Source organism: Novosphingobium clariflavum (assembly GCF_026420865.1).
Taxonomy (GTDB): Bacteria; Pseudomonadota; Alphaproteobacteria; order Sphingomonadales; family Sphingomonadaceae; genus Novosphingobium; species Novosphingobium clariflavum.
On sequence record NZ_JAPCWC010000001.1, the window covers coordinates 430,116 to 450,242 of the forward strand.

The window sequence follows — 20,127 nt, forward strand, 5'->3', positions numbered from 1 at the left end:
ATTACCCTTTCGTGCCGATCAGAACGAACCGGTCAGGTTTATGCCGTAAGTGCGGGGCGGAACGGTGGTGACAGTCTCGACCGTGCCGCCCAGCGTGTTCCCGGCAGAGGTGCGGGCTACCGTGTTGAACAGGTTGTTGACGTAGAAGAACACGCCGTAGCGCTCATTGCGCACGCCGATCCTGGCGTTCGACAAGGTATAGTCGCCAACTTTGCGGTAGCTGGTGGAGGTCGGCCGGAAATCGGCCCGCGAGGCGCCCGTATAGCCAAGATCCCCGCGCACCAGCGCCGACCATCCGGCCGATCCCAGCGCCCATTCATATTGCCCGGCAAAGTAAATCGTCTGCGGCGCGATGAACGGAATCTTGTCGCCACGGCGCGCCGTAGAGGCGAGCGGCGTGACGCCGTCCGGCACTTGATCCTCGGTCAGCTTCGCATCGGTGAACGCCGCATTGATGTTGAACGTGAGGCCCTGCGTCGGGTTGAGGGTCGCTTCCGCCTCCACACCCTTGATCCGCGCCGCGCCGGCATTTCCGAGATAGAGGAAGCTGCCGCTGTTGATGCTCACCTGCATGTCCGACCAGTCGGTGAGGTAGGCACCAAGATTGAGGACAAGGGCGCCGCCGCCGAACGAACTCTTGATGCCGCCTTCATAAGTGGTCAGCTTGTCCGGGCTGTAGGACAGCGCCTGCGCGAGACCAAGCACCTGGTTCACGCCGCCCGGCCGGTAGCCCGTTGCCACCTGCCCGTAGACAAGCAGGTCATCGCTCACCTTCCAGCTGAGATTGCCCTTGTAGAGCCAGCCATTGTTGTTGGTCTTGTAGGTCGCCCAGGGCGTGACCGAAGTGCGCAGGATGTCCAGCCCGATCGTGGTGTCGCCGCCCACGGTCTTGTCATAGCTGTAGTAACGCAGCCCCCCCGTCAGCGTGAGCCCGCGCAGCGGCGTGATCGCCAATTCGCCAAACGCTGCCGTCTGCTTGAGATGATCGACGACATGGCGCTGAAGCAGCGGCGTGGCCCCGGCTATCTGCGAGCCGTCGGCGGCATTGGTGCGGCGGGCTTCCGAAAGAACCTTGGCGTCGCGGTCTTCATAGAAGCCGCCCACCGACCATTGTACCCACGACGTTCCGCTCGACTGAAGGCGAAGTTCGCTCGTCCAGTCGGTAACCGATTGCGGCTGGTAGTAGATAACCGGCAGCAGCCCATCGACATAGGAATTGTAGGCGGCGAAACCCGTAGCAGTCGCGCAAGTCGCGGCAGTGAAGTGCGTGGCGCAAGTCGCCCGGGTCTTGAAACTGCGGAACAGCGCGGTCGGGTCACGGGTAACCAGCGTGTCGCGATCCTGATAGCCGGTGGTCGCGACAAGATCGGCAAAGCCCAGATCGGCCTTGGCGGAAAGGCTGTAAAGTCGCTGCTTGTCGCTGTAAGGCACCTGCGACGCATTGACGGCGTTGTACTTGCCCGCGCTGGGCGACCATGTACTGGCACCGCCTTCGGTATAGAGGAAGTGCGCGGCGCCATCGATCGTCAGCCACGATGCCGGAACGAAGCGCACGAGAATGCGGCCGCCATCGCTGTTTTCGGAATTGATGCCGGTGAGCCCCAGCCCCGGATTGTCCACCCAACCGTCGCTGTGCCGACGGAAATAGACACCGCGAACGGCCAGCACGTCCTTGACGATCGGCACATTCACTGCGGCATTCAGTTGATACCCCTGCCCTCCGCCTTCGGTCGTCGTGCCCGAGACATCGACCAGCGCGCCATATTCGAAATCGGGTTTGTGCGTCACCAGTCGGATGGTCCCGCCCACCGATCCGGCGCCATAGAGCGTGCCCTGGGGGCCGCGCAGAACCTCCACCCGTTCAAGGTCGAACAGTTTGAAGTCCGACTGGCTGCCGCCCGGATCGCTAGTCGTACCCGGCGGGCCCGCCACCGGGGTTTCGTCATAATAGATGCCGACTTGCGCATCGCCTGCGCTACGAATGCCGCGCAAGGTGATGCGACGCTGCCCCGGTCCGGCGTCGGTGATGGTCAGACTGGGAACCGCGCGGACGAGGTCGTTGGCGGAATCGATACTTCCAGTTCGAAGCGCATCACCCGAAATCGCGGTAATGCTTGCCGGTGCGTCTTGCAATTTCACCGTTCGCTTGAGCGCGGTGACAACAATATCAGCCGCTTCGCCTGCTGCAACTTCTGGTTCCGCCCCGAAATCCGCCGCTAACGCGGATTGGGCGTGGGATGCTATCAAAATGCCACCGAAGCTTACGGTGGCGGCGGCACGCAGCATTCTAGACATTATACCCCCTATGGTTACTCGGAGGTCGCCCAATCAAGAACTGTGCCAACGACTGTTATGACCTGGAAGTCGGCGCTTTGGGGGAGAGGTGACGCGGCCCTGGCGGGAGCTGCGTGTGCAAAATGTCGATGTGCTGTTGAGATCGCAGCACTTTCCCATAATTTTGCAAAGCTACGTCGACCGGCTTTGATGATGTGACCGCCCGCCGATGGCCTTGATGGGCCAAGGTGGGTCTGGCAGGCATTGCGGTAGTTCAGCGACGCCTGATTGCGACGTGATGAAGTTTACCCTTCTGCTGCAAGGAGAACACCAGAGCGTTTTTCGAACGGAGTGGAACACGCAGTGACTCCGAAAAACGCGGAACACAAAGAACCTGGAGAGCCCGATCTGATTCAATCAGATCGGAAAACGCTCCAAGCTGCTGAACCACCTGATCTAGATCTACGATGCGCTACAAATCTGGCATATGCAGCCAATGCCGCATTGTGAAATAATATTGCAAATAGCGGGATATTGAGTCACTGAAGGACAGGGTTAGGAGCAGGACAGGAAACTCGGGTGGGCAAGACCGGCAGCAGGACGCTACTTTGTACCCTGGCGACAGCTCTCGCCTCGATCGGCGCGGCTCAGGCTGCCCCCCGCATGGTCACCCCGCTGCCGGCCGGCTGGCGCTTTATCCAGGCGGATCCGGAAGGCGCGGAAACGCCCACGCTGGACGATGCATCGTGGCAAGTCGTCACCGTTCCGCATGACTGGGCCATCGCCGGCCCGTTCGACCCCAATGCCAAGGCCGCAGGCGAGAACGGCTTCCTGCCCAGCGGAGTCGCCTGGTATCGCAAGACGCTGGACCTGACGCCCCAGCCGGGACGGCGCTATTTCATCGAATTTGACGGCATCATGGAGCGCAGCGGAGTCTGGGTGAACGGCCATCACATCGGCTATCGCCCGATGGGCTATGTCAGCCAGCGCTACGACATGACGCGCCATCTGCGCGCGGATGGCCACAACGTGATCGCCGTCCGCGCCGATACTTCCGCCGCGCCCTCGTCACGCTGGTATACCGGATCGGGCATCTATCGGCGCGTCCGCCTGATCGAGACGGACGATGTTCATATCCCGCAGGGCGGCGCCTATGTGCGGGCGACCGCCATCAGCGATGCGCAGGCGACGATCGCGGTCACCACCGATGTGCAGAATGACGCCGGTGCCGCGACTGACATCAAGGTCGAACTGCTGCTGACCGATCCCGATGGACGCGAAGTCGCCCGCACGGTGACGCCGGCCACCAGTGTGGCAGCCGGGCGCACCATCAACCTGCCGGCCGAGATCGCGCTGCCCCGCCCGCATCGCTGGGACATAAACGATCCCGCCCTGTATCGCGCCTCCATCCGCGTGCTGGCGGCCGACGGCACGCTGCTGGACAATGAGGACGTCCGCTTCGGCCTGCGCGAAGCCCGGTTCGATCCGGCAACCGGCTTCTGGCTGAACGGCCGCAACTTCAAGCTGAAAGGCGTGGCACTGCATCAGGATGGCGGTGCGGTGGGGGCCGCCGTCCCGCTGGCCGTCTGGCGCCAGCGGCTGACCGCGCTCAAGGCGCAGGGCGTCAACGCGATCCGCACCGCACACAACGTTCCCAGCCCCGAATTTCTCGACCTTGCCGATGAGCTGGGGCTGATCGTGATGGACGAGTTGTTCGACCAGTGGAATGTCGCCAAGACGCCAGAGGACTACCATCTCTTCTTCGGCGACTGGCACAAGCGCGACACGCTGGACATGGTGCGCCGCGATCGCAACCATCCCAGCATCGTGCTGTGGAGCGCCGGCAACGAAATCCATGACTCCGCCTATCCGGTCCAGGCCAAGGCGGCGCTGCGCAGCATCCTCGACATCGTTCATGCCGCCGATCCGTCACGGCCGGTAACGATGGCGCTTTTCCGGCCGAACGTGACCAAGGATTACGACAACGGCCTGGCCGACATGTTGGACGTGGTCGGGCAGAATTATCGCGAAAACGAACTGATCGCGGCAAGCAAACAGAACCCGAAACGCAGCATCATCGGCACGGAAAACGCGCACAACCGCAGCAACTGGTTGCCGGTACGCGACTATGCGCCCTTTTCAGGCATGTTCCTGTGGACCGGCGTCGATTATCTGGGCGAGGCGAACCGGTCCGGCTGGCCCAATATCCAGAATCCGGCCGGGCTGCTCGATCGCACCGGCCGCCAGAAGATCAGCGGGATGGAGCGCGAAAGCTGGTGGTCGGACCGGCCGGTGGTGCATGTCGTGCGCAATGCCGATCCGGCGGCGGCCGGACCGGCGACCGATGGTGCCGGGGGCCCGAACCAGCCCGTGCTGCCCACCATGATCGCCGTGGCCACGCCCAAGCCCAAGGTCTCCCTGTTCGACGACTGGACGCCGCAGGATCGCAGCCCCCACGACGAGACGATCGAGGTCTACAGCAATTGCCGTCAGGTCGAGGCATTCCTCAACGGTCGCTCGCTGGGCACGCTGCCGATCAATGCGGACGCCTCCCCCCGGCGCTGGGCAGTACGCTATGCGCCGGGAGAGGTGCGTGCCACCTGCCGCGATCCCGGTGGCGAGGCCGTTTCCTCCAGCCTGCGAACGGCGGGGAAGCCGGTCCGCATCGAATTGAAGCCGGACACGGCAACCGTTGGCTCCACCTTCGACGACATGGTCTACGTGCGTGCGCGGGTGGTCGATGCGAACGGCGTCACCGTGCCTTCCGCCAGCCAGCGCCTGCATTTCGCGGTAAAGGGCAAAGGGCAGCTGATCGCGACCGACAATGGCTCCTCGGTCGATCACACCCCCTTCTCATCGCCTGACCGTGCGGCGCAGAACGGTCTTGCCGTCGCGCTGGTCCGGGGCACGGGCCACGGCCGTTTCACCGTCACCGCCACGGCCGAAGGACTGAGGGCCGGCTCCGCCAATCTGGTCGCGGCCGAATGACGGCCCACTTCACGCCTACGCGCGGCGGCCATGTTGCACAAATCGGTCGCAAGCCAGCGTGGGCTTTGACGGCACGCGGTTGAGGATGGCGGCGCGGATTTTCGTTTCGACCAGACTGCGCTGGTGATAGCCGCTCCATCGCTTCCAGATCGTCCTGCCGAACCGCCGACTTGAGCAAACGATCTCGTTGCGGGCCGGGATGATGGCACAGGCATCGCGCGCGGCAATGGTCTCGTGAAAGCCCCTGGTGTCAAAGGCGCCATCGGCGCTGACGCTCGCGATGGCGTGTTCGGGTGGTATCTACTCCTGCAATCCGGACAACGGTGCAGATCTCAAGCGATCCGGCGGCCACACCCCGGTGGACCTTCGCCACTGGCGGCGTTTGGACGGGCTGTGCTTGGGCCTGCACCATTCCCGCTTCCACCATGAATGTCGTCTTTCCTCAGACCATTACCCGAAACCGGATTGTCGCGAATGTTCCGCGCCTGTCGTTCAGGCGGGCGCGTCCCCGCCGTTGCGCTGTCTCGCCTGCGGCACACATCGAGCGCTGCCGAGTGTCGCAATCGCACTTCCCAAACGGTGGGCGACAGCGAACAGTACGAATTCCGGCGTGTTCTCGACCAATCAGGCCGCTTAGCCCAAATATGCTAATGCGAATCGCTTGCAATAAATAAACAAGCGCGTTAGCGGCGCCCCGTCAGAGACAAACAGGGGTCGTCATGCGCTTGAAAATGAGGGTTTTGTTGCTGGGGTCGGCGCTAGCGGCACCCGCCAATGCATTTGCACAGGATACCGGCACCGCCGGCGGCACTGAGCAAGTGCTGCCGGAAGTCGTCGCCGAAGGCGGGCAGGACGGCGGCGCCTACCTCATGGGCACTGGTGCCGATGCCGGGACGACCCGCATCACCGCCGGGGAAATCCGTGCGCGCGCCGCCGGATCGGGCGATGCCAACCAGTTGCTCAAGGCGCTCCCCACCGTCCAGTTCAGCCGGGACGAGGGCCTTGCCACCCGCGAGAACATTCAGGACATTCGCCCCGCCGACCTTTCGATCTCGGGCGGGCGCTATTACGAGAACCTGATCACCATCGACGGCATCGACGCCAACGCCCGCGTCGACATCACCGGCACCAGCCGGACCAGCAACGCGCTTGCCGCATACGAACTGGCAGGCGCCACCGCCCAGTCGATCTGGGTCGATACCAATCTGGTGGGCGAAGTGACGCTGCGCGATTCCAACGTCTCGGCCGAATACGGACGCTTCACCGGCGGCGCGCTCGACATCAAGACCCGTGCGCCGAAACGCGAATGGGGCGCCAGCGCGAACGTTTCCTATACCTCGGACGCGCTCACCCATTACCGGGTGTCACCAGCCTCGCGCGCTGCGCTGGCCGACGACGAAATGCCCGCGCGGCCGAGTTTCGAAAAGTGGCGCTATGGGGTCAGCCTCGACGTGCCTGTCAACCCGAACATCGGCCTGCTGCTGGCCTACAATCGCTCGACCGCCAACGTCGTCTACACCCGCGGAGCAGCCTATGGCGCGACCACGTTCGGTCAGTCCAGCACCAGCGACAACTTCATGGCCAAGATGGAAGCCGACCTCACCGGCGACCTCACCCTCTCGGGTCAATTCGTCTATTCGCCCTACCGTAGCGAAGCGGCATCGGCCAACGGCGTCGCCAATGAGGTCGTTTCCAGGGGCGGCGGCATCACCAGCCAGCTACGACTGGCGCACTCCGGCGCCAGCGATTGGTCGCTTTCGGCCAACCTGACGCACAGCGACACCGGCCGCGATGCCTCGCCCTTCAACTATTCGGTGCCCTCGTGGAGCACCAACGGCAGCGTCTGCAGCAACACCAACTGCACCATCGGTGGCTTTGGCGACATCGACCAGACACAGGACGTCTACAACCTCAACGGTCGCTGGTCGCGGCCCATCGGTCCCGGCACTTTGGCCATGGGCTTCGATTACCAGCATATCGAAGCCATGCGCAGCCGCCCGGTCGACGGCGGCGCCTACTCGCGGGGCACATCGCAATCGGCGACCGCCGCCATCGTCTGCGCCGACGGCAACAGCCTGACGTGCGTAACCGGAGAATACGCCCTTACCCAATTTGCGCTCTATTCTGCCTATCGCGCTGAAGTCGCGCTCGACAGTGTGGCAGGCTGGGCGGAATACTCGGCGCGGCTCGGCGCGTTCTCCCTGCGCGGCGGGCTGCGCTACGACTATGAGAGTTTTCTCGGCGACCACAATTTTGCGCCGCGCCTTTCGGCCAGCTATGCGCTGCCCTGGGACGGCTGGAGCGTGACCCTGGGCGCCAATCGCTATTATGGCCGCTCGATGCTGGCCTACGCGCTGCGTGAACAATACCCGGCCTCCGCCACCTATCTGCGTACGGGTACCAGCAGCGGCGGGCTTACGACCTACGCCGATACGGACTGGTATCTTTCGTCGATGAGCTATTCCACGAGCTACTCGGGAAGCAAGACCAAGACCCCTTACTCCGACGAACTGTCGGCAACCCTGTCCGCTCGCATTCTTGGCGGCAATCTGCGGGTCAAGGGCATCTACCGGGAGGGCAAGGACGAATTCGTCCGGGCTGCCGGCGAGCGCGAGACGATCACTCTGCCCAACGGCAAGACCTCCACCGTCACCCGCTTTGTCGTCACCAACACCGGATTCAGCAGCTACCGCGGCGCATCGGTGGAATGGACGCGCCGCTTCGGCAAGCACGACTTCGCGATCAACACCAACTTCTCCAAAACGAAGTCCAGCAACGACAACTACCTCGACGCCATCGACAGCGAACTGTTCGACGATACGCCGGTCCTGTTCCAGGGCAATGTCACCACGCTGGCCGAGCTTTCCGCCCTCAACCAGCGCGACGACATGGCCGCGCCGCTCATCATCAATGCCACCTGGACCGCCCGGTGGCGCGACGAGCGGCTGACCACGAACGTCAACCTGCGCTATCGCAGCGGCTTCGATCAGATCGAGGATACCGGTGAAAGCCAGACGGTGGATGGCACCGCCTACGATGTCTACGACTACATCCATTATCCCAAGGCGATCGACGTCAACCTCAACGCGCAGTTCGAAGTGATCCGTTCGGCCATGGGCGTGCTGACGGCGGAAACGCGCATCGCCAACCTGCTCGACCGCATCCCCTCGCCGAACAGCGTCGCCACCACCCAGCCCTATCAGTTTGGCCGCTCGTTCTGGGTGGGCCTGAACTACCGGTTCTGAGCGCGCGCATGAATCTGCAACGACTTGTCCCGCGGGCGCTGTTGCTGGCGTCCGCGGTTTTCGTGGCCGTGCAGGCATCGGGCGAGGGGCAGGCGCCAAGGGCGGCGCTGCGGCCGGAACCGGCTGGACCGCAAACCGCACAAGCCATGCCCGGCGACGTGTCGGTGATGGATCTCCGGCGTCTCTATGCCGGACCGCCGCAAAGCTGGCCTCGCCCCTTGCTCGGTCCGGGCGCCCAATTTCGCGAGTTTGCACCGCCGCCCTCGCTGCCCGCCCCGGGCGCGCGCGAGAAGGCGCTCGCGGCGATCGGCAAACGCCTGTTCGACGATCCCCGGCTTTCCGGTTCCGGCCAGATCGCCTGTGCCTCTTGCCACAGTCCGGAACTGGGGCTGGGCGACGGCTTGCGCACCGCCTTCGGCCACGACCGGCAACGCGGACGGCGCAACGCCCAGTCGCTTTATACCGCTGCCTGGATGACACCCCTGTTCTGGGACGGGCGCAGCCCGGATCTTGCCGAACAGGCCCTTCACCCGATCACCGACGGCGCCGAAATGGCGGCAACGGCCGAAACGGTGCTCCCGCGTCTGAACGCCGATACCGGCTATCGCGCCGCCTATGCCGCACTGGGACAAGAGCGCCCGATCACCATGAAGGACGTGACGGCCGCGCTCGCAGCACACGAGCGAACCCTGCGCCCGCCGCGTTCGCGCTGGATGAAGGTCTTCGAGAACGGTACGGGCGTGCTCACCGACCGCGAACTCCTCGGCCTGCACCTGTTCCGCACCAAGGCTGGCTGCGCGGCCTGTCACAACGGCCCGTTGCTGTCCGATCAGCGTTTCCACAACCTCGGCATAAGCTTTTACGGGCGCCGTCTTGAAGACCTTGGCCGCTACGAGGTGACCGGCAAGCCCGAGGATGTCGGCAGGTTTCGCACGGCGTCCCTGCTCGGGGTGCGCAAGACCGCCCCCTACATGCATAACGGGCTGTTCCAGACGCTGGACAACGTCGTCGCCCTCTACAACGGTGGCGGCGGCAAGGACCGGCAGCAACCCAGCGGCAACGTCCCCGTGCCGAGCGCCGACCCGTTGGTGAGGAAACTGGACCTGACGGCGGACGAACGCGCCGCGCTCGTTGCATTCCTGGAAACACTCTGAACGCGATCTGCGGTATTCTTCGGTGCATATGCTATTGCGAGTCACTCGCATATCTATTAGCGATCACGGCATGTTGGGTTCGCGAACAGTTTCCGCAGGGCTGGCCGGTGGAGTACATGCAGCACTCCTGACGGCGCTGCTGCTCTCGTGGCATGCGGCGCCGACCAACGGCCCGGACGCACGGCACGGCCTGACAGTGATGTCGCTGGCCGCGCCGCAGCCGCCAGCGCAAGAGACCGAGCCCACCCAGGCTCCGGCATCGCGGCACACGTCAACGCATGCTGAAACCGCTTCACTTGTACGGCGACAGGACGTCCCGCCTCCGCTGCTGGTGCTGCCCGGAACCGCGACACCGGCAGCTCTGGCCACGCCGGGAACGGCCGCCATGCCGGGAACGACCAACCTGCCGCCATCGCTGGATAGATCGATGCCGTCCGACGCTGCCGCTACGGCGCAAAACGGATCCGCAGCCTCCGCCGCCGAAGTGCCTTCAACGCGCCGCACAGCCGCATCCGATGGCTATGCCCTGCGGGTGTTTCGGCACATCCGCCGCTACAAGGCGTTCCCCGCCGCACTCGCCGGCAAAGGCTGTGAAGGCACCGTGCTCGCGCGCTTCTCGCTCACCCGTGAAGGACGGATAGACCGCTTGACGCTGGCCCGAAGCAGCGGCTTCGGCGAACTCGATCGCCTCGCGCTCGAGCAACTGCGTCAGGCTGCCCCCTTCCCCAAGCCACCTTCCAGCGCTGCGGAAGACGCGCTCAGCTTTCTGGTGCCGATGACGTACCGACTGGAAGCCTGAAGGTCCTGCCGCGGCGCACCGCCGACCGGACGCCGCGCGCGGTCATCGCGCGGCGTCCGGCGTTGCGCACCCTCACTTGAACGTGAAGCGCGCGCCGATCGAGAAGGTACGAGCCAGCAGCGTGGTGGCAAGATTGTCGGTGGTCGCCCCCCCGGCATCCCCGAACTTGTAGTAGCTCTGCTGCTTCGACTTGGTGAGATTGGTCGCGTCAAACGTCACCCCGATGTCGTGCGTCACGTTCCAGGTCAGCTGGAAGTCGAGGCTTTCCTCGGACTTGTACCAGATGCCGATCGGGTTCGCGAACAGGCTGGATTCGTTGTTGTGCAGGAAGCCCTTGCGCCAGACATAGGACAGGCGGGCATTGAACGGCCCCCGGTCATAGGCCAGCGTCGCGTTGTACGACAGTTTCGACACGTCGAAGAAAGCCGACTTGGTATAGCCGGTGATGGTGCCAGCCGAATCCGAGGTGGGAATGGTCTGGCTCGAATCCAGCACCGTCAGGCTGCCCTGGAAGCCCAGGCCGTCGAGCACGCTGGGCAGATAGTGCGGGAAGTAGGTGAGGCCCAGTTCCACGCCCTTCAGCACGCCGTCCGAGGCATTGACCGGCTTGGTCACCACGAAATAGTCGGTCGCCCCGGCCACGATGCCGTTGTTGGGAATGTAGGTCATGACCGGCAGACTAACCACGAGGCCGTCGATCTCGCGGCGGAAGGCAGTGACGGTGATCGCGCTGTCGCGGTCGAAATACCATTCGAGCGCAAGGTCGAAGTTCTTCGAATGGGTCGGCTTGAGGTTCGCGTTGCCTGCCGATCCGCTGCCATAGCCCACGCTGGTGAGGTCTCCCGTCAGCGAATAGGTCGGATTGACGTCGGTGAAGCTCGGCCGGCGCAGCGTCTCACCATAGTTGAAGCGCAGGCGCAGCTTGTCGGTGATCGCATAACGCGCCGTGAAGCTGGGCAGGAACTTCGCCGAACCTGATCCCGCGCGGGTCAAGGCATAGTCGTTGTAACGGTCGAAGAAGTTGTAATCGCTCGCCACGTTGACGTAGCGCACGCCGGCTTCGAGATCGAGCGGACGTCCGAAGATCGTCGCCTGAGCATCGGCCATGACGTAGGCGGTCATGGTGATCTCGTCGATGTCAAAAGTCTTGTTGAGCGTCAACTGATCGGACGTTGCCAGTCCGTAGAGACCACGGACATAGTCGGCGTTATTGTAAAGCCAAGATCCGTCCACCGTCATCCAGCTGCGGGGCACATCGGCCTCGCCGCTCATGAAACCGGAATTGGTGAAATAGGCCGCCTCGGGCAGCGTCGTCAGGCTGACTCCGAGGCTGTTCGCGTCGGCGGTACGGCTGTAGCTCGACGCCTTGCGGTCGTCGTAGCGCAGACCCGCCTTGATGCGGCGCAGGAAGCCTTCGTCCCAGCTGTAGTAACCGTCCAACTGTGCCGTCACGGCGCTGCCCTTGTCGCGCTCGGCGTTGTCGTAAAGCTGTGCGACGTTCCAGCTGGAGGCCTGGGTCAGCAGGGAATCGTCATCGAAGTGATAGGAGGGGACGCCGCCGCCGGAATTGAAGTCCGCGGTGATCTGGTTCGCCGTGCGATCGGTGCGCATGGCAATGAACGAGGTCTTGTAGACGCTGTCCTGATAAGCGAGATCCGCGGTGATCTTGCCGTGACCGTCACCGACGTCCCACTGGCCGTTCAGGGCATAGACGTAGCTGTCGGTACTGTTTTTCGTATAGTCGCCGCTATTGAACCCGTAGACATCGTCCACCGTGCGCGACTTGATGATGTTGGTGCCATCATAAGTCTCGAATGCACCGGGATTGCTCCAATAGTCGACATAGCTGAACATCATGTCGCTGTAGAGCGAGCCGCGGAAGCCCGTGTAATACATCTCGGCGGTGTAGACCGAAGAGCTGTTCGGGGCCCACTGCAAGGCGACATTGAAGGATGGCCGCTTGCGGGTGCCGTACTGGTCGGTCGAGAATACCGCATCGCGCGAGAGGTAATAGGGCACCTCGACGCCGTTGTAGTTGATCGTCGAACCCGGCGTCGTCGGCAGGCCTTCGTTAAGCCCGGGCGTCCAGCCCGAGAAGATTCGCTCGAGCGGGGACAGCCCCGATCCATCCGTTGGATTTTCCGTCGCGAAAGGCACCAGCGCGCCGGCCGTCACCGTTTCGTTGCGGTACTTGGTCTTGCTGTAGCTGCCGTTGACGAGGATGCCGATGTCGCCGATCCCGGTTTCCCAGCGGTCAGAGACCAGCAGCGCCACGTTGGGATTGTAGCTGTCGGCAATCTCGTTGTAAGTGCCGCGCACCAGGCCCGAGACGGCAAAACCGTCGAAATCGAACGGACGGCGGGTCTTGACGTCGATCTGCCCGGCAAGCCCGGTTTCGAGCTGGTCTGCCGAGCGCGTCTTGAAGACGTCCACCTGCTTGACGAGGTTCGCCGAGATGTCCTGCAGCGAGAACGACTGCCCGGTGGAGGTGAAGATGTTGCGGCCGTTCATCGTCGTGGCCGCGTCGGGAAGGCCGCGAATGGTGATGGTGGCGGCCTCGCCGCCGGCCCGGTCGGTGATCTGGATGCCGGTCACGCGCTGGAGCGCTTCGACGACGTTATTGTCCGGCAATTTACCGACGTCCTCGGCGACGATCGAATCGACGATCTGCACCGAATCCTTGCGCACGTTGAGCGCGCCGACGATCGACGCTCGCACGCCCGTGACGATGATGTCCTCGGCGCTGGGCTCTGCACGTTCCGTGCCATCGCCGCTGTTTGCAGGGACAGAGTCCTGCGCATGGGCAACACCGGCAAGGCCGAGCGCCAGAATGGATACGGTGCAAAACGCAAATGGCTTGAGCGCCATGGATCAACCCTCCCTGAGGGGCTGGCCGATTACCATGCCCCATATCGACGAAGCAGACCGCTTAATTAGTCTGACTAATTCGATATGGCCGGCAATGCGCGATTTGTGGGTAAAGACTTCGCAAGCCCTGCGTAAAGTTTTCGTAATGCCCCCAGACACAGGCTGACAACCGCGCCCGATTGCGCCATCAGGATCGCGTGGAAGAGGACGCCAAACGCATATTGCTGATCGACGACGATCTCGAACTGGGCGCGATGCTCGGCGAGTATCTGGAAAGTGAAGGGTTTCGCGTCGAGATCGTGGCCGACGGACTGGCCGGGATGCAGCGGGCCGTGTCCGGCGAACACGACGCTATTGTCCTGGATATCATGCTGCCACGCCTCAACGGCATCGAACTGCTGCGCCAGCTTCGCGAGACCAATGAGGTTCCGGTCATCATGCTTTCCGCACGCGGCGACGAGGTCGACAAGGTGATCGGCCTGGAACTGGACGCCGACGATTACGTGGCCAAGCCCTGTTATCCGCGTGAACTGGTTGCCCGCATCCGTGCGAACTTGCGTCGCCATCAGCCCTCGGAACGGGGCGCACCGGCCCCTGCCATGCTCACCGCCGGGCGGTTGGAAGTCCAGGTCGCCGCACGCAAGGCATTGTGGCAGGGCAAGCTGGTCGAACTGACGGCATCCGAATTCAACATCCTGCTGGTGCTGCTGCGCGCCGGCGAGGCGGTGGCGACCAAGGACGATCTGTCGCTGCGCGGCCTTGGCCGACCTCGTCAAAGTTACGATCGCAGCGTCGACGTTCATGTCAGCAACCTCAGGATCAAGCTGGAAGCCGTTTCGCAGGGCGGCGCGCGGGTCGAAACGATCCGGGGTGTCGGCTACAGATTGCAGGTGAAATGACCCGTCGGCGGCTGTTCTGGAAGATCCTGCTGGGTTTCATTTTCACCTTCCTGCTGATGACGCAGGCGGTGTGGCTGCTTTTTGCGCTCCATGACGACCGCGAGCGCGAGCTTCCCCCGTTCCTGATGTCCAGCCAGATCGGTCCCGCCGTACTGGAGGCGGGGACCCAGGCGGTGCGCGCGGGCGGGCGTTCCCGGTTCGACAGCATGGTCGCCGATTTGCCGCCGGACCAGCGTGACCATATCCTGCTGCTGGATCCCGGCACGGCCAGACCATCGGCGGACGACCACGAGAATGCCGTGATCGACCGGCAGGTCAGCGATCCCGCCGGCCGCGCCTACGTCCTGCGCTTCCGCTATCATGCGAACCAACCGCCCTGGCGTTTCAACGTCCCGCCGGAACTCCTGGTCATCGGCTTGCTCGCCGGGATCATCTTCAGCGCCTTCCTGGCCTGGTATCTGGTACGGCCGATCAACCACTTGCGGCGCGGTTTCCAGCGCCTGGCCCGGGGTGAACTGACGACCCGGGTCTCCCCCCAGATCGGCAGTCGCCGCGACGAAGTGGCCGACCTTGCCCACGAATTCGACAGCATGGCCGCCCGTCTCCAGCAACTCGTGGAAAGCCGCGACCGGTTGCTCCACGACGTGTCGCATGAACTGCGCTCGCCGCTGGCGCGGCTGCAACTGGCCATCGCCCTTACGCGGCAGTCGCCATCACGCTTCGACAGTTCCATGGACCGGATCGAGCACGAAGTGGACCGGCTCGAGGGGCTTGTCGGCGAACTGCTCACTCTGGCCCGCGCCGAGAACGATCAGCACCCGGGCGACGAGTATTTCGACATCAGCGGCATCGCCGAGAGCATCGTCGCCGACGCCCGCTACGAAGCAGAGCCGCGCGGTATCGAAATCTCTTTCGGCGCGCTGGCGCTCCCTCCGGAACTGGCCGAGGATCCGCCGTGCGTGCGCGGGAACGCCGAACTGATCCACCGCGCCGTCGACAACGTCGTGCGCAATGCCCTGCGCTTCACCCCGCGCGACGGCCACATCGCGGTCCGCGCCGAGTACCTGCCGGAAGCCCGTCTGTTTCGGATCTCGGTGATCGACGAAGGCCCCGGCGTCAGTGCGGAACTGGCCGGTGCGATGTTCGAGCCTTTCGTGCGCGGCATGCCCGGTGGCAGCAATCTCGGGCTCGGACTGGCCATCGCCTCGCGTGCGGTGGCGGCCCATCGCGGCCGGATCTTTGCCACCAACCGCGACACCGGCGGTCTTGTCGTGACGATCGAACTCCCGGCAGGCGAACTGCCCGCTCCGGTTACGGCGCCGTAGCCTCGGCGGGATCTCCGCCAAGTGCCTGATAGACCGCAACTTGCGCCACCAGCTGATTGTAACGGTTCTGGATCAGGCCGGTTCGCGCGGTTCGCAGGCGTTCCTGGGCATCGAGCCAGTCGCGCAGGGGAATCGCCCCGGCGCGGTACTGCCGCGCATAAAGCGCCTCGGCATCACGCGCCGCCTCGTAGTTGGCCTGCGCGAAGCGCCCCTGCTTCACGTATTGCTCGCGTGCAGAGAGGGAAACCTGCGTGTCGCGCAGCGCGTCGTAGAATGTCTGACGGAAATCCTGAACGGCAATATCGTAATCGGCCCGGGCAATGCCGGTACCGAGGCGCACTTTCTCCGGATTGAGTTCTGCCAGCGATAGTGCCGCTCCAAGGCTTGCGGCCGGATTGGAAAAGAACGTGAGCAGCGAGGAACTCGCGGTGCCCAGCGCTCCGGTGAGGCTGAAGCTGGGATAATAGCTCGCCGCCGTCGCATCGCTGGTCGCCAGTGTCTTGCGCAGGCGCAGTTCGGCGGCGGCAAGGTCCGGGCGCCGCGACAGCAGCGAAGCGGGAACCCCGACAGCGATTTCGGGCAATGGCTGCGCGGGCAGCACGGTCAGTTCGGTGCCGTCATAGGACTGCTGGTCCAGCAGTGCGGCGATTGTCTTGAGCGCCGAGACCCGCGCCTGCACCAACTGCGTCTGCGCGGATTCCTGCGCCGCGACCGATTGCTGGGCATCGCGCAGTTCGAGCCGCGAGACCGCGCCTGCATCATACTGTCGCTGCACCAGTTCCAGCGCGCGGCGCACGTAGGCCAGGCTTTGTTCGCCGATGGCGACCTGCTCGTTGGCATAGCCGAGCTGCCACCATGCCTCTGCGGTCGTCGCGATCAGCGACAGGCGGGTTTCCGCCAGATCCTGCGCGCTGGCCCGGGCTTCCCATTGCGCGGCATCCGCCGCTGCGCCGAGGCGACCGAACAAGTCCAGTTCCCAGGATACGCCAAGCGAAGCAGCACTGCTCTTGCTCCACGCCGAACCGCCCTGCAACGCCTTGGAGCCATCCGTGGAAAGGCTTGCCGTGCCGCTCGGGAACAGGCCCTGGCGTGCCTGTTCGGCCGAAAGATGCGCCTGCTTCAGCCTGAGCCCCGCTGCCGCAAGATCGGCATTGGCAGCCAGCACCTGAGCGACCAGCGTCGTCAGCCGGGGATCGCCAAACGCATTCCACCACGGCGCGCCCGCTGTCCCTGGCGCGCCCGGCGCGGCCTGGTCCCAGGTCGCCGCCACGGGCAGTTCCGGCGCGGCATATTGCGAGCGCGTCACGCCCGCACAACCCCCAGTGCCTAGTACGAGGGCCAGCGCGGTCAGCAGCGCGGGGCGAAGGAGCAGGGTCTTCGGCTCGGACACGGGATCAGTCTCTCGAAAGGGCATCGACCGGGTCGAGCCGGGCCGCGCGGCGGGCAGGCAGGAAGCCGAAGACGACGCCGATGAGGGTGGAACAGGCAAACGCGGCCACGATCGAGGTCACCGAATAGGCCATTCGGAAGTCGATCGGCGTGAACGAGACGGCCACGCCCACCGCCAGCGACAGGCCGACGCCGATCACCCCGCCTATGAGGCAGACCAGCACCGCTTCGATCAGGAACTGCTGGAGAATGTCCGACTGGCGCGCACCAACGGCCATGCGGACGCCGATCTCCGCGGTGCGCTCGGTGACGGACACCAGCATGATGTTCATCACGCCGATTCCGCCGACGATCAGCGCGATCACCGCGATGGCGGCGATCAGCAGCGTCATCGTGTTGGTGGCATTGGTGATGGTCTGGCGAATGTCGTCGGAGTTGCTGATGAAGAAGTCGGTGGTGCCGTGGCGCTTGGCAAGCAACTGCGTGACCGCTGTTTCGGCCGCTGCCGTCGAGGTATCGTCGCTGACGCGCACGGTGATGCTGGAGAGATAGGTCTGCCCCAGCATGCGGCTCATCGCCGTGGTGTAGGGCACATAGGCGGTCAGGCTGTCGCTGCCGCCGAACCCCTGTTGCTGCGTGCCGACCACGCCGACGATGCGCGCGGGCACCTTGCCGAGCAGCACGACTTTGCCGAGCGGATCCTCGCCACTGGGGAACAGGGTGTCGCGCGAGTTCTCGTCGATCACGACGTCCTGCGACAGTTCATGAACGCTCTGGGCATCGAACAGGCCGCCGGACACCAGTTCGAGGCCTCGTACACGGAAGTAGTCCGCGCCTACCCCGTTGACGTTCGCGGTGGCCGCCACGTTGCGGTAGCGCGCGGTCACGCTGGTCGAGACACTGGGCGTTACGCTGTCGACATAGGGAAGCTGGGCCAGGGCATCGGCATCGGCGTCCTTCAGCGTCTCGATCTTGGCCGAGCGCATGTCGCCGAAGCTCTTGCCGGGGTAGATCGTCAGCGTATTGGTGCCCAGGCTGCTGATGTCGGAGAGGATCTTTTCCTGCGCACCGCCGCCAAGCGCCACCACCGAAACAACCGAGGCGATGCCGATGATGATGCCCAGCATCGTCAGGAATGTGCGCAGCTTGTGCGCCGACATCGCCAGCACCGCCATCCGGAATGCCTCGCGGAACCGGTCGACCACCTGCTGCAGGCCGCTGGCGACCGGCGCGGCTTTCTGCACCGCCGGGCGCGCCGCGCTGTCGCGGGTACGGCGATCGTCGATGATCTCGCCGTCGCGGATTTCGATGATGCGGTCGGCATGCTCGGCCACTTTCATGTCGTGGGTGACGAGGATGACCGTATGCCCCTCGGCGTGAAGTTCGCCGAGAATGCGCATCACTTCGACGCCGCTCGCGGAATCCAGCGCGCCGGTCGGTTCGTCGGCGAAGATCACCTCGCCGCCGTTCATCAGCGCGCGCGCGATCGAGACGCGCTGCTGCTGGCCGCCGGAAAGCTGTCCCGGCCGGTGCCCGGTACGCTCGCCCAGGCCAAGCCGGGCGAGGATTTCGCGTGCACGCCCTGCCCGCTCGCCGCGCGCGCGGCCGGCATAGACCGCAGGCACTTCGACGTTCCCGAGGGCGGAAAGGTCGGTGAGGAGGTGGTAGCGCTGGAAGATGAAGCCGAAATGCTCTCGCCGCAGCGCCGCCAATTCGTCCGGCTCGAGATCGCCGGTGTCGCGGCCGTTGATCCTGTAGGAACCGGAAGTCGGCCGGTCGAGACAGCCCAGGATGTTCATCAGCGTCGACTTGCCCGAACCGGACTGGCCGACAATGGCTACCATCTCACCCGCCTCGATCGACAGGTCGATGTCCTTGAGGGCGGCGAAGACGCCGTCGCCCGAGGGATACTCGCGCCGGACGTGCGAGAGAGAAATGAGCGGAGTGCGGGTCATCACGCGTCGGACCGGCGGCTCAGACCGGGGGCGGGCCCATCGGCCCCTGGTTGCTCTTGGTTGCCGTGCTTGCCTCGCCGACAACCACGGATTCGCCTTCCTTCAGGCCCGAAAGAACTTCGGCGCTGATGTTGTTGTCGATGCCGATACGCACCTTGCGCGCGGCGATCTTGCCGTCGTCACCCTTCACGCGCACCGTATACGTGCCGTCCTTGCCCTTGGTGCCCAGCGCGGTCGATGGGATCGTCAGCGCATTGGCGCGTTTGGCCAGGACAATGCTGACCTTGGCGGTCATCAGCGCGCGCAGGCGGCCGTCCTCGTTGGGAACCTCGAACAGCGCGTTGTAGTAGATCGCCGAATCCGATGTGCTGGTGCTGGACGATGTCGAGCTGCTGGAATCGACCTCGTTGACGATCGATTCCGGCGCAGGTTCGATCAGCCGCAGCTTTGCCTGATACCGCTTGTCGGGATCGCCGAGGATCGTGAAATAGACCGGCAGGTCCGGCTTCACGTTGATGACGTCGGCCTCGGACACTTCGGCCTTGACGGTCATCACGTCGAGCTTGGCGAGGATGACGATGGTCGGCGCCGACTGGTTGGCGTTGACGGTCTGTCCCTGCTTGGTGACGACCGAAACGACCACGCCGTCCATCGGTGCGGTGATCTTGGTATAGCCCAGCTGGACCTCGGCAGTATCGACGCTGACGGTCGCCGCACGGATCTGCGCCTGCAACGCATCGTAGCTGGCCTGCGCGGACTGCAGTTCGGCGCGTGCCGCCTCGAAATCGGCCTGCGAGGTCGCCTCGCCCGAACCCAGCGCCTGCTGGCGGCGATAGGCAAGCTGCGCCTTGGCCAAAGTGGCCTTGGCGCCGGCCAGTTGCGCCTGCATGTTGGCCAGATCGGCCTTGGCGGTTTCCAGGCTGTTGGTCTGGGTGCGCTGGTCGATCATGCCGATGAGGTCGCCCTGATGGACGACATCGCCGACCGCCACATGCAATTGCTCGAGCCGCCCGGAAACCTGCGCGCCGACGCTGACCAGTTCCTTCGGCTCCAGCGTGCCGGTGGCTTCGACGGTCTGCTCCAGTTCGCCGCGCGTGACCTTGGCCGTGGCGACGACGGGTTCGGCGGGGCCGGAAAACAGCTTCCACGCAAGGAACAGGGCAAGGGCGGCGGCAACAACGATGCCACCGATTACGAGACGGCGCTTGGTCGACATGCCCGCCGGTATGGC

The 20,127-nt window shown here is 64.4% G+C and carries 11 protein-coding genes and 1 pseudogene; 6 read left to right on the forward strand and 6 right to left on the reverse strand.

All coding sequences use genetic code 11. The annotated features are described in order from the left end of the window. Positions 1-18: 18 nt before the first annotated feature. Positions 19-2,139 carry a TonB-dependent receptor gene (locus tag OKA11_RS01730; protein ID WP_267218505.1) on the reverse strand — a complete coding sequence of 707 codons (2,121 nt, stop codon included), beginning with the start codon at positions 2,137-2,139 and terminating at the stop codon, positions 19-21. Between the two features lie 714 nt (positions 2,140-2,853). On the opposite strand from OKA11_RS01730, the gene OKA11_RS01735 reads away from it, so the two are divergent. Next, positions 2,854-5,262, forward strand: coding sequence for a glycoside hydrolase family 2 TIM barrel-domain containing protein (locus OKA11_RS01735; protein WP_267218506.1), 2,409 nt, complete (start codon positions 2,854-2,856; stop codon positions 5,260-5,262). A gap of 96 nt (positions 5,263-5,358) precedes the next feature. Here OKA11_RS01735 and OKA11_RS01740 read toward each other — a convergent pair. Continuing rightward, positions 5,359-5,676: pseudogene (locus tag OKA11_RS01740) on the reverse strand (IS5/IS1182 family transposase); the annotation flags it as partial. A gap of 317 nt (positions 5,677-5,993) precedes the next feature. Here OKA11_RS01740 and OKA11_RS01745 point away from each other — a divergent pair. The 3 genes from OKA11_RS01745 to OKA11_RS01755 all read left to right on the forward strand — a co-directional run bounded on the left by OKA11_RS01745 (position 5,994) and on the right by OKA11_RS01755 (position 10,460). Continuing rightward, entirely contained in the window at positions 5,994-8,507 is a 2,514-nt protein-coding gene (locus OKA11_RS01745) for a TonB-dependent receptor plug domain-containing protein (RefSeq protein ID WP_267218507.1), read from the forward strand. Between the two features lie 8 nt (positions 8,508-8,515). Then, positions 8,516-9,661, forward strand: coding sequence for a cytochrome-c peroxidase (locus tag OKA11_RS01750; RefSeq protein ID WP_267218508.1), 1,146 nt, complete (start codon positions 8,516-8,518; stop codon positions 9,659-9,661). A gap of 70 nt (positions 9,662-9,731) precedes the next feature. After that, positions 9,732-10,460 (forward strand): energy transducer TonB family protein, encoded by a 729-nt coding sequence (locus OKA11_RS01755; RefSeq protein ID WP_267218509.1) that lies wholly within the window; start codon positions 9,732-9,734, stop codon positions 10,458-10,460. A 72-nt stretch (positions 10,461-10,532) separates the two neighbouring features. Here the strand turns inward: OKA11_RS01755 and OKA11_RS01760 are convergent, their stop codons facing one another. Further along, entirely contained in the window at positions 10,533-13,328 is a 2,796-nt protein-coding gene (locus tag OKA11_RS01760) for a TonB-dependent receptor (protein ID WP_267218510.1), read from the reverse strand. 197 nt (positions 13,329-13,525) lie between these two features. Between OKA11_RS01760 and OKA11_RS01765 the strand changes: the two genes are divergently transcribed. Next, positions 13,526-14,227: a response regulator transcription factor gene (locus OKA11_RS01765; RefSeq protein WP_267218511.1), complete on the forward strand. Its 702-nt coding sequence runs from the start codon at positions 13,526-13,528 to the stop codon at positions 14,225-14,227. Then, entirely contained in the window at positions 14,224-15,552 is a 1,329-nt protein-coding gene (locus OKA11_RS01770; RefSeq protein WP_267218512.1) for a sensor histidine kinase, read from the forward strand. Before OKA11_RS01765 ends, OKA11_RS01770 begins: the two co-directional genes overlap by 4 nt. Here OKA11_RS01770 and OKA11_RS01775 read toward each other — a convergent pair. From OKA11_RS01775 to OKA11_RS01785, 3 genes are read right to left on the reverse strand one after another with little or no spacing between them, the layout of a single operon-like run. Continuing rightward, entirely contained in the window at positions 15,539-16,942 is a 1,404-nt protein-coding gene (locus OKA11_RS01775) for an efflux transporter outer membrane subunit (RefSeq protein WP_267218513.1), read from the reverse strand. The two genes, OKA11_RS01770 and OKA11_RS01775, sit on opposite strands and share 14 nt — an antisense overlap. 4 nt (positions 16,943-16,946) lie before the next feature. After that, a complete protein-coding gene (locus OKA11_RS01780) occupies positions 16,947-18,896 on the reverse strand; it encodes a MacB family efflux pump subunit (protein WP_267218514.1) in 1,950 nt (649 codons plus the stop codon). 19 nt (positions 18,897-18,915) lie between these two features. Beyond that, positions 18,916-20,112 (reverse strand): efflux RND transporter periplasmic adaptor subunit, encoded by a 1,197-nt coding sequence (locus OKA11_RS01785; protein ID WP_267218515.1) that lies wholly within the window; start codon positions 20,110-20,112, stop codon positions 18,916-18,918. Positions 20,113-20,127 lie beyond the last annotated feature (15 nt).

Excerpts from the sequence above, each read along its gene's own strand:
- OKA11_RS01780 (WP_267218514.1), bottom strand. The coding sequence starts at position 18,896 with ATGACCCGCACTCCGCTCATTTCTCTCTCGCACGTCCGGCGCGAGTAT.
- OKA11_RS01785 (WP_267218515.1), bottom strand. The coding sequence starts at position 20,112 with ATGTCGACCAAGCGCCGTCTCGTAATCGGTGGCATCGTTGTTGCCGCC.
- OKA11_RS01745 (WP_267218507.1), top strand. The coding sequence starts at position 5,994 with ATGAGGGTTTTGTTGCTGGGGTCGGCGCTAGCGGCACCCGCCAATGCA.
- OKA11_RS01770 (WP_267218512.1), top strand. The coding sequence starts at position 14,224 with ATGACCCGTCGGCGGCTGTTCTGGAAGATCCTGCTGGGTTTCATTTTC.
- OKA11_RS01750 (WP_267218508.1), top strand. The coding sequence starts at position 8,516 with ATGAATCTGCAACGACTTGTCCCGCGGGCGCTGTTGCTGGCGTCCGCG.
- OKA11_RS01760 (WP_267218510.1), bottom strand. The coding sequence starts at position 13,328 with ATGGCGCTCAAGCCATTTGCGTTTTGCACCGTATCCATTCTGGCGCTC.
- OKA11_RS01755 (WP_267218509.1), top strand. The coding sequence starts at position 9,732 with ATGTTGGGTTCGCGAACAGTTTCCGCAGGGCTGGCCGGTGGAGTACAT.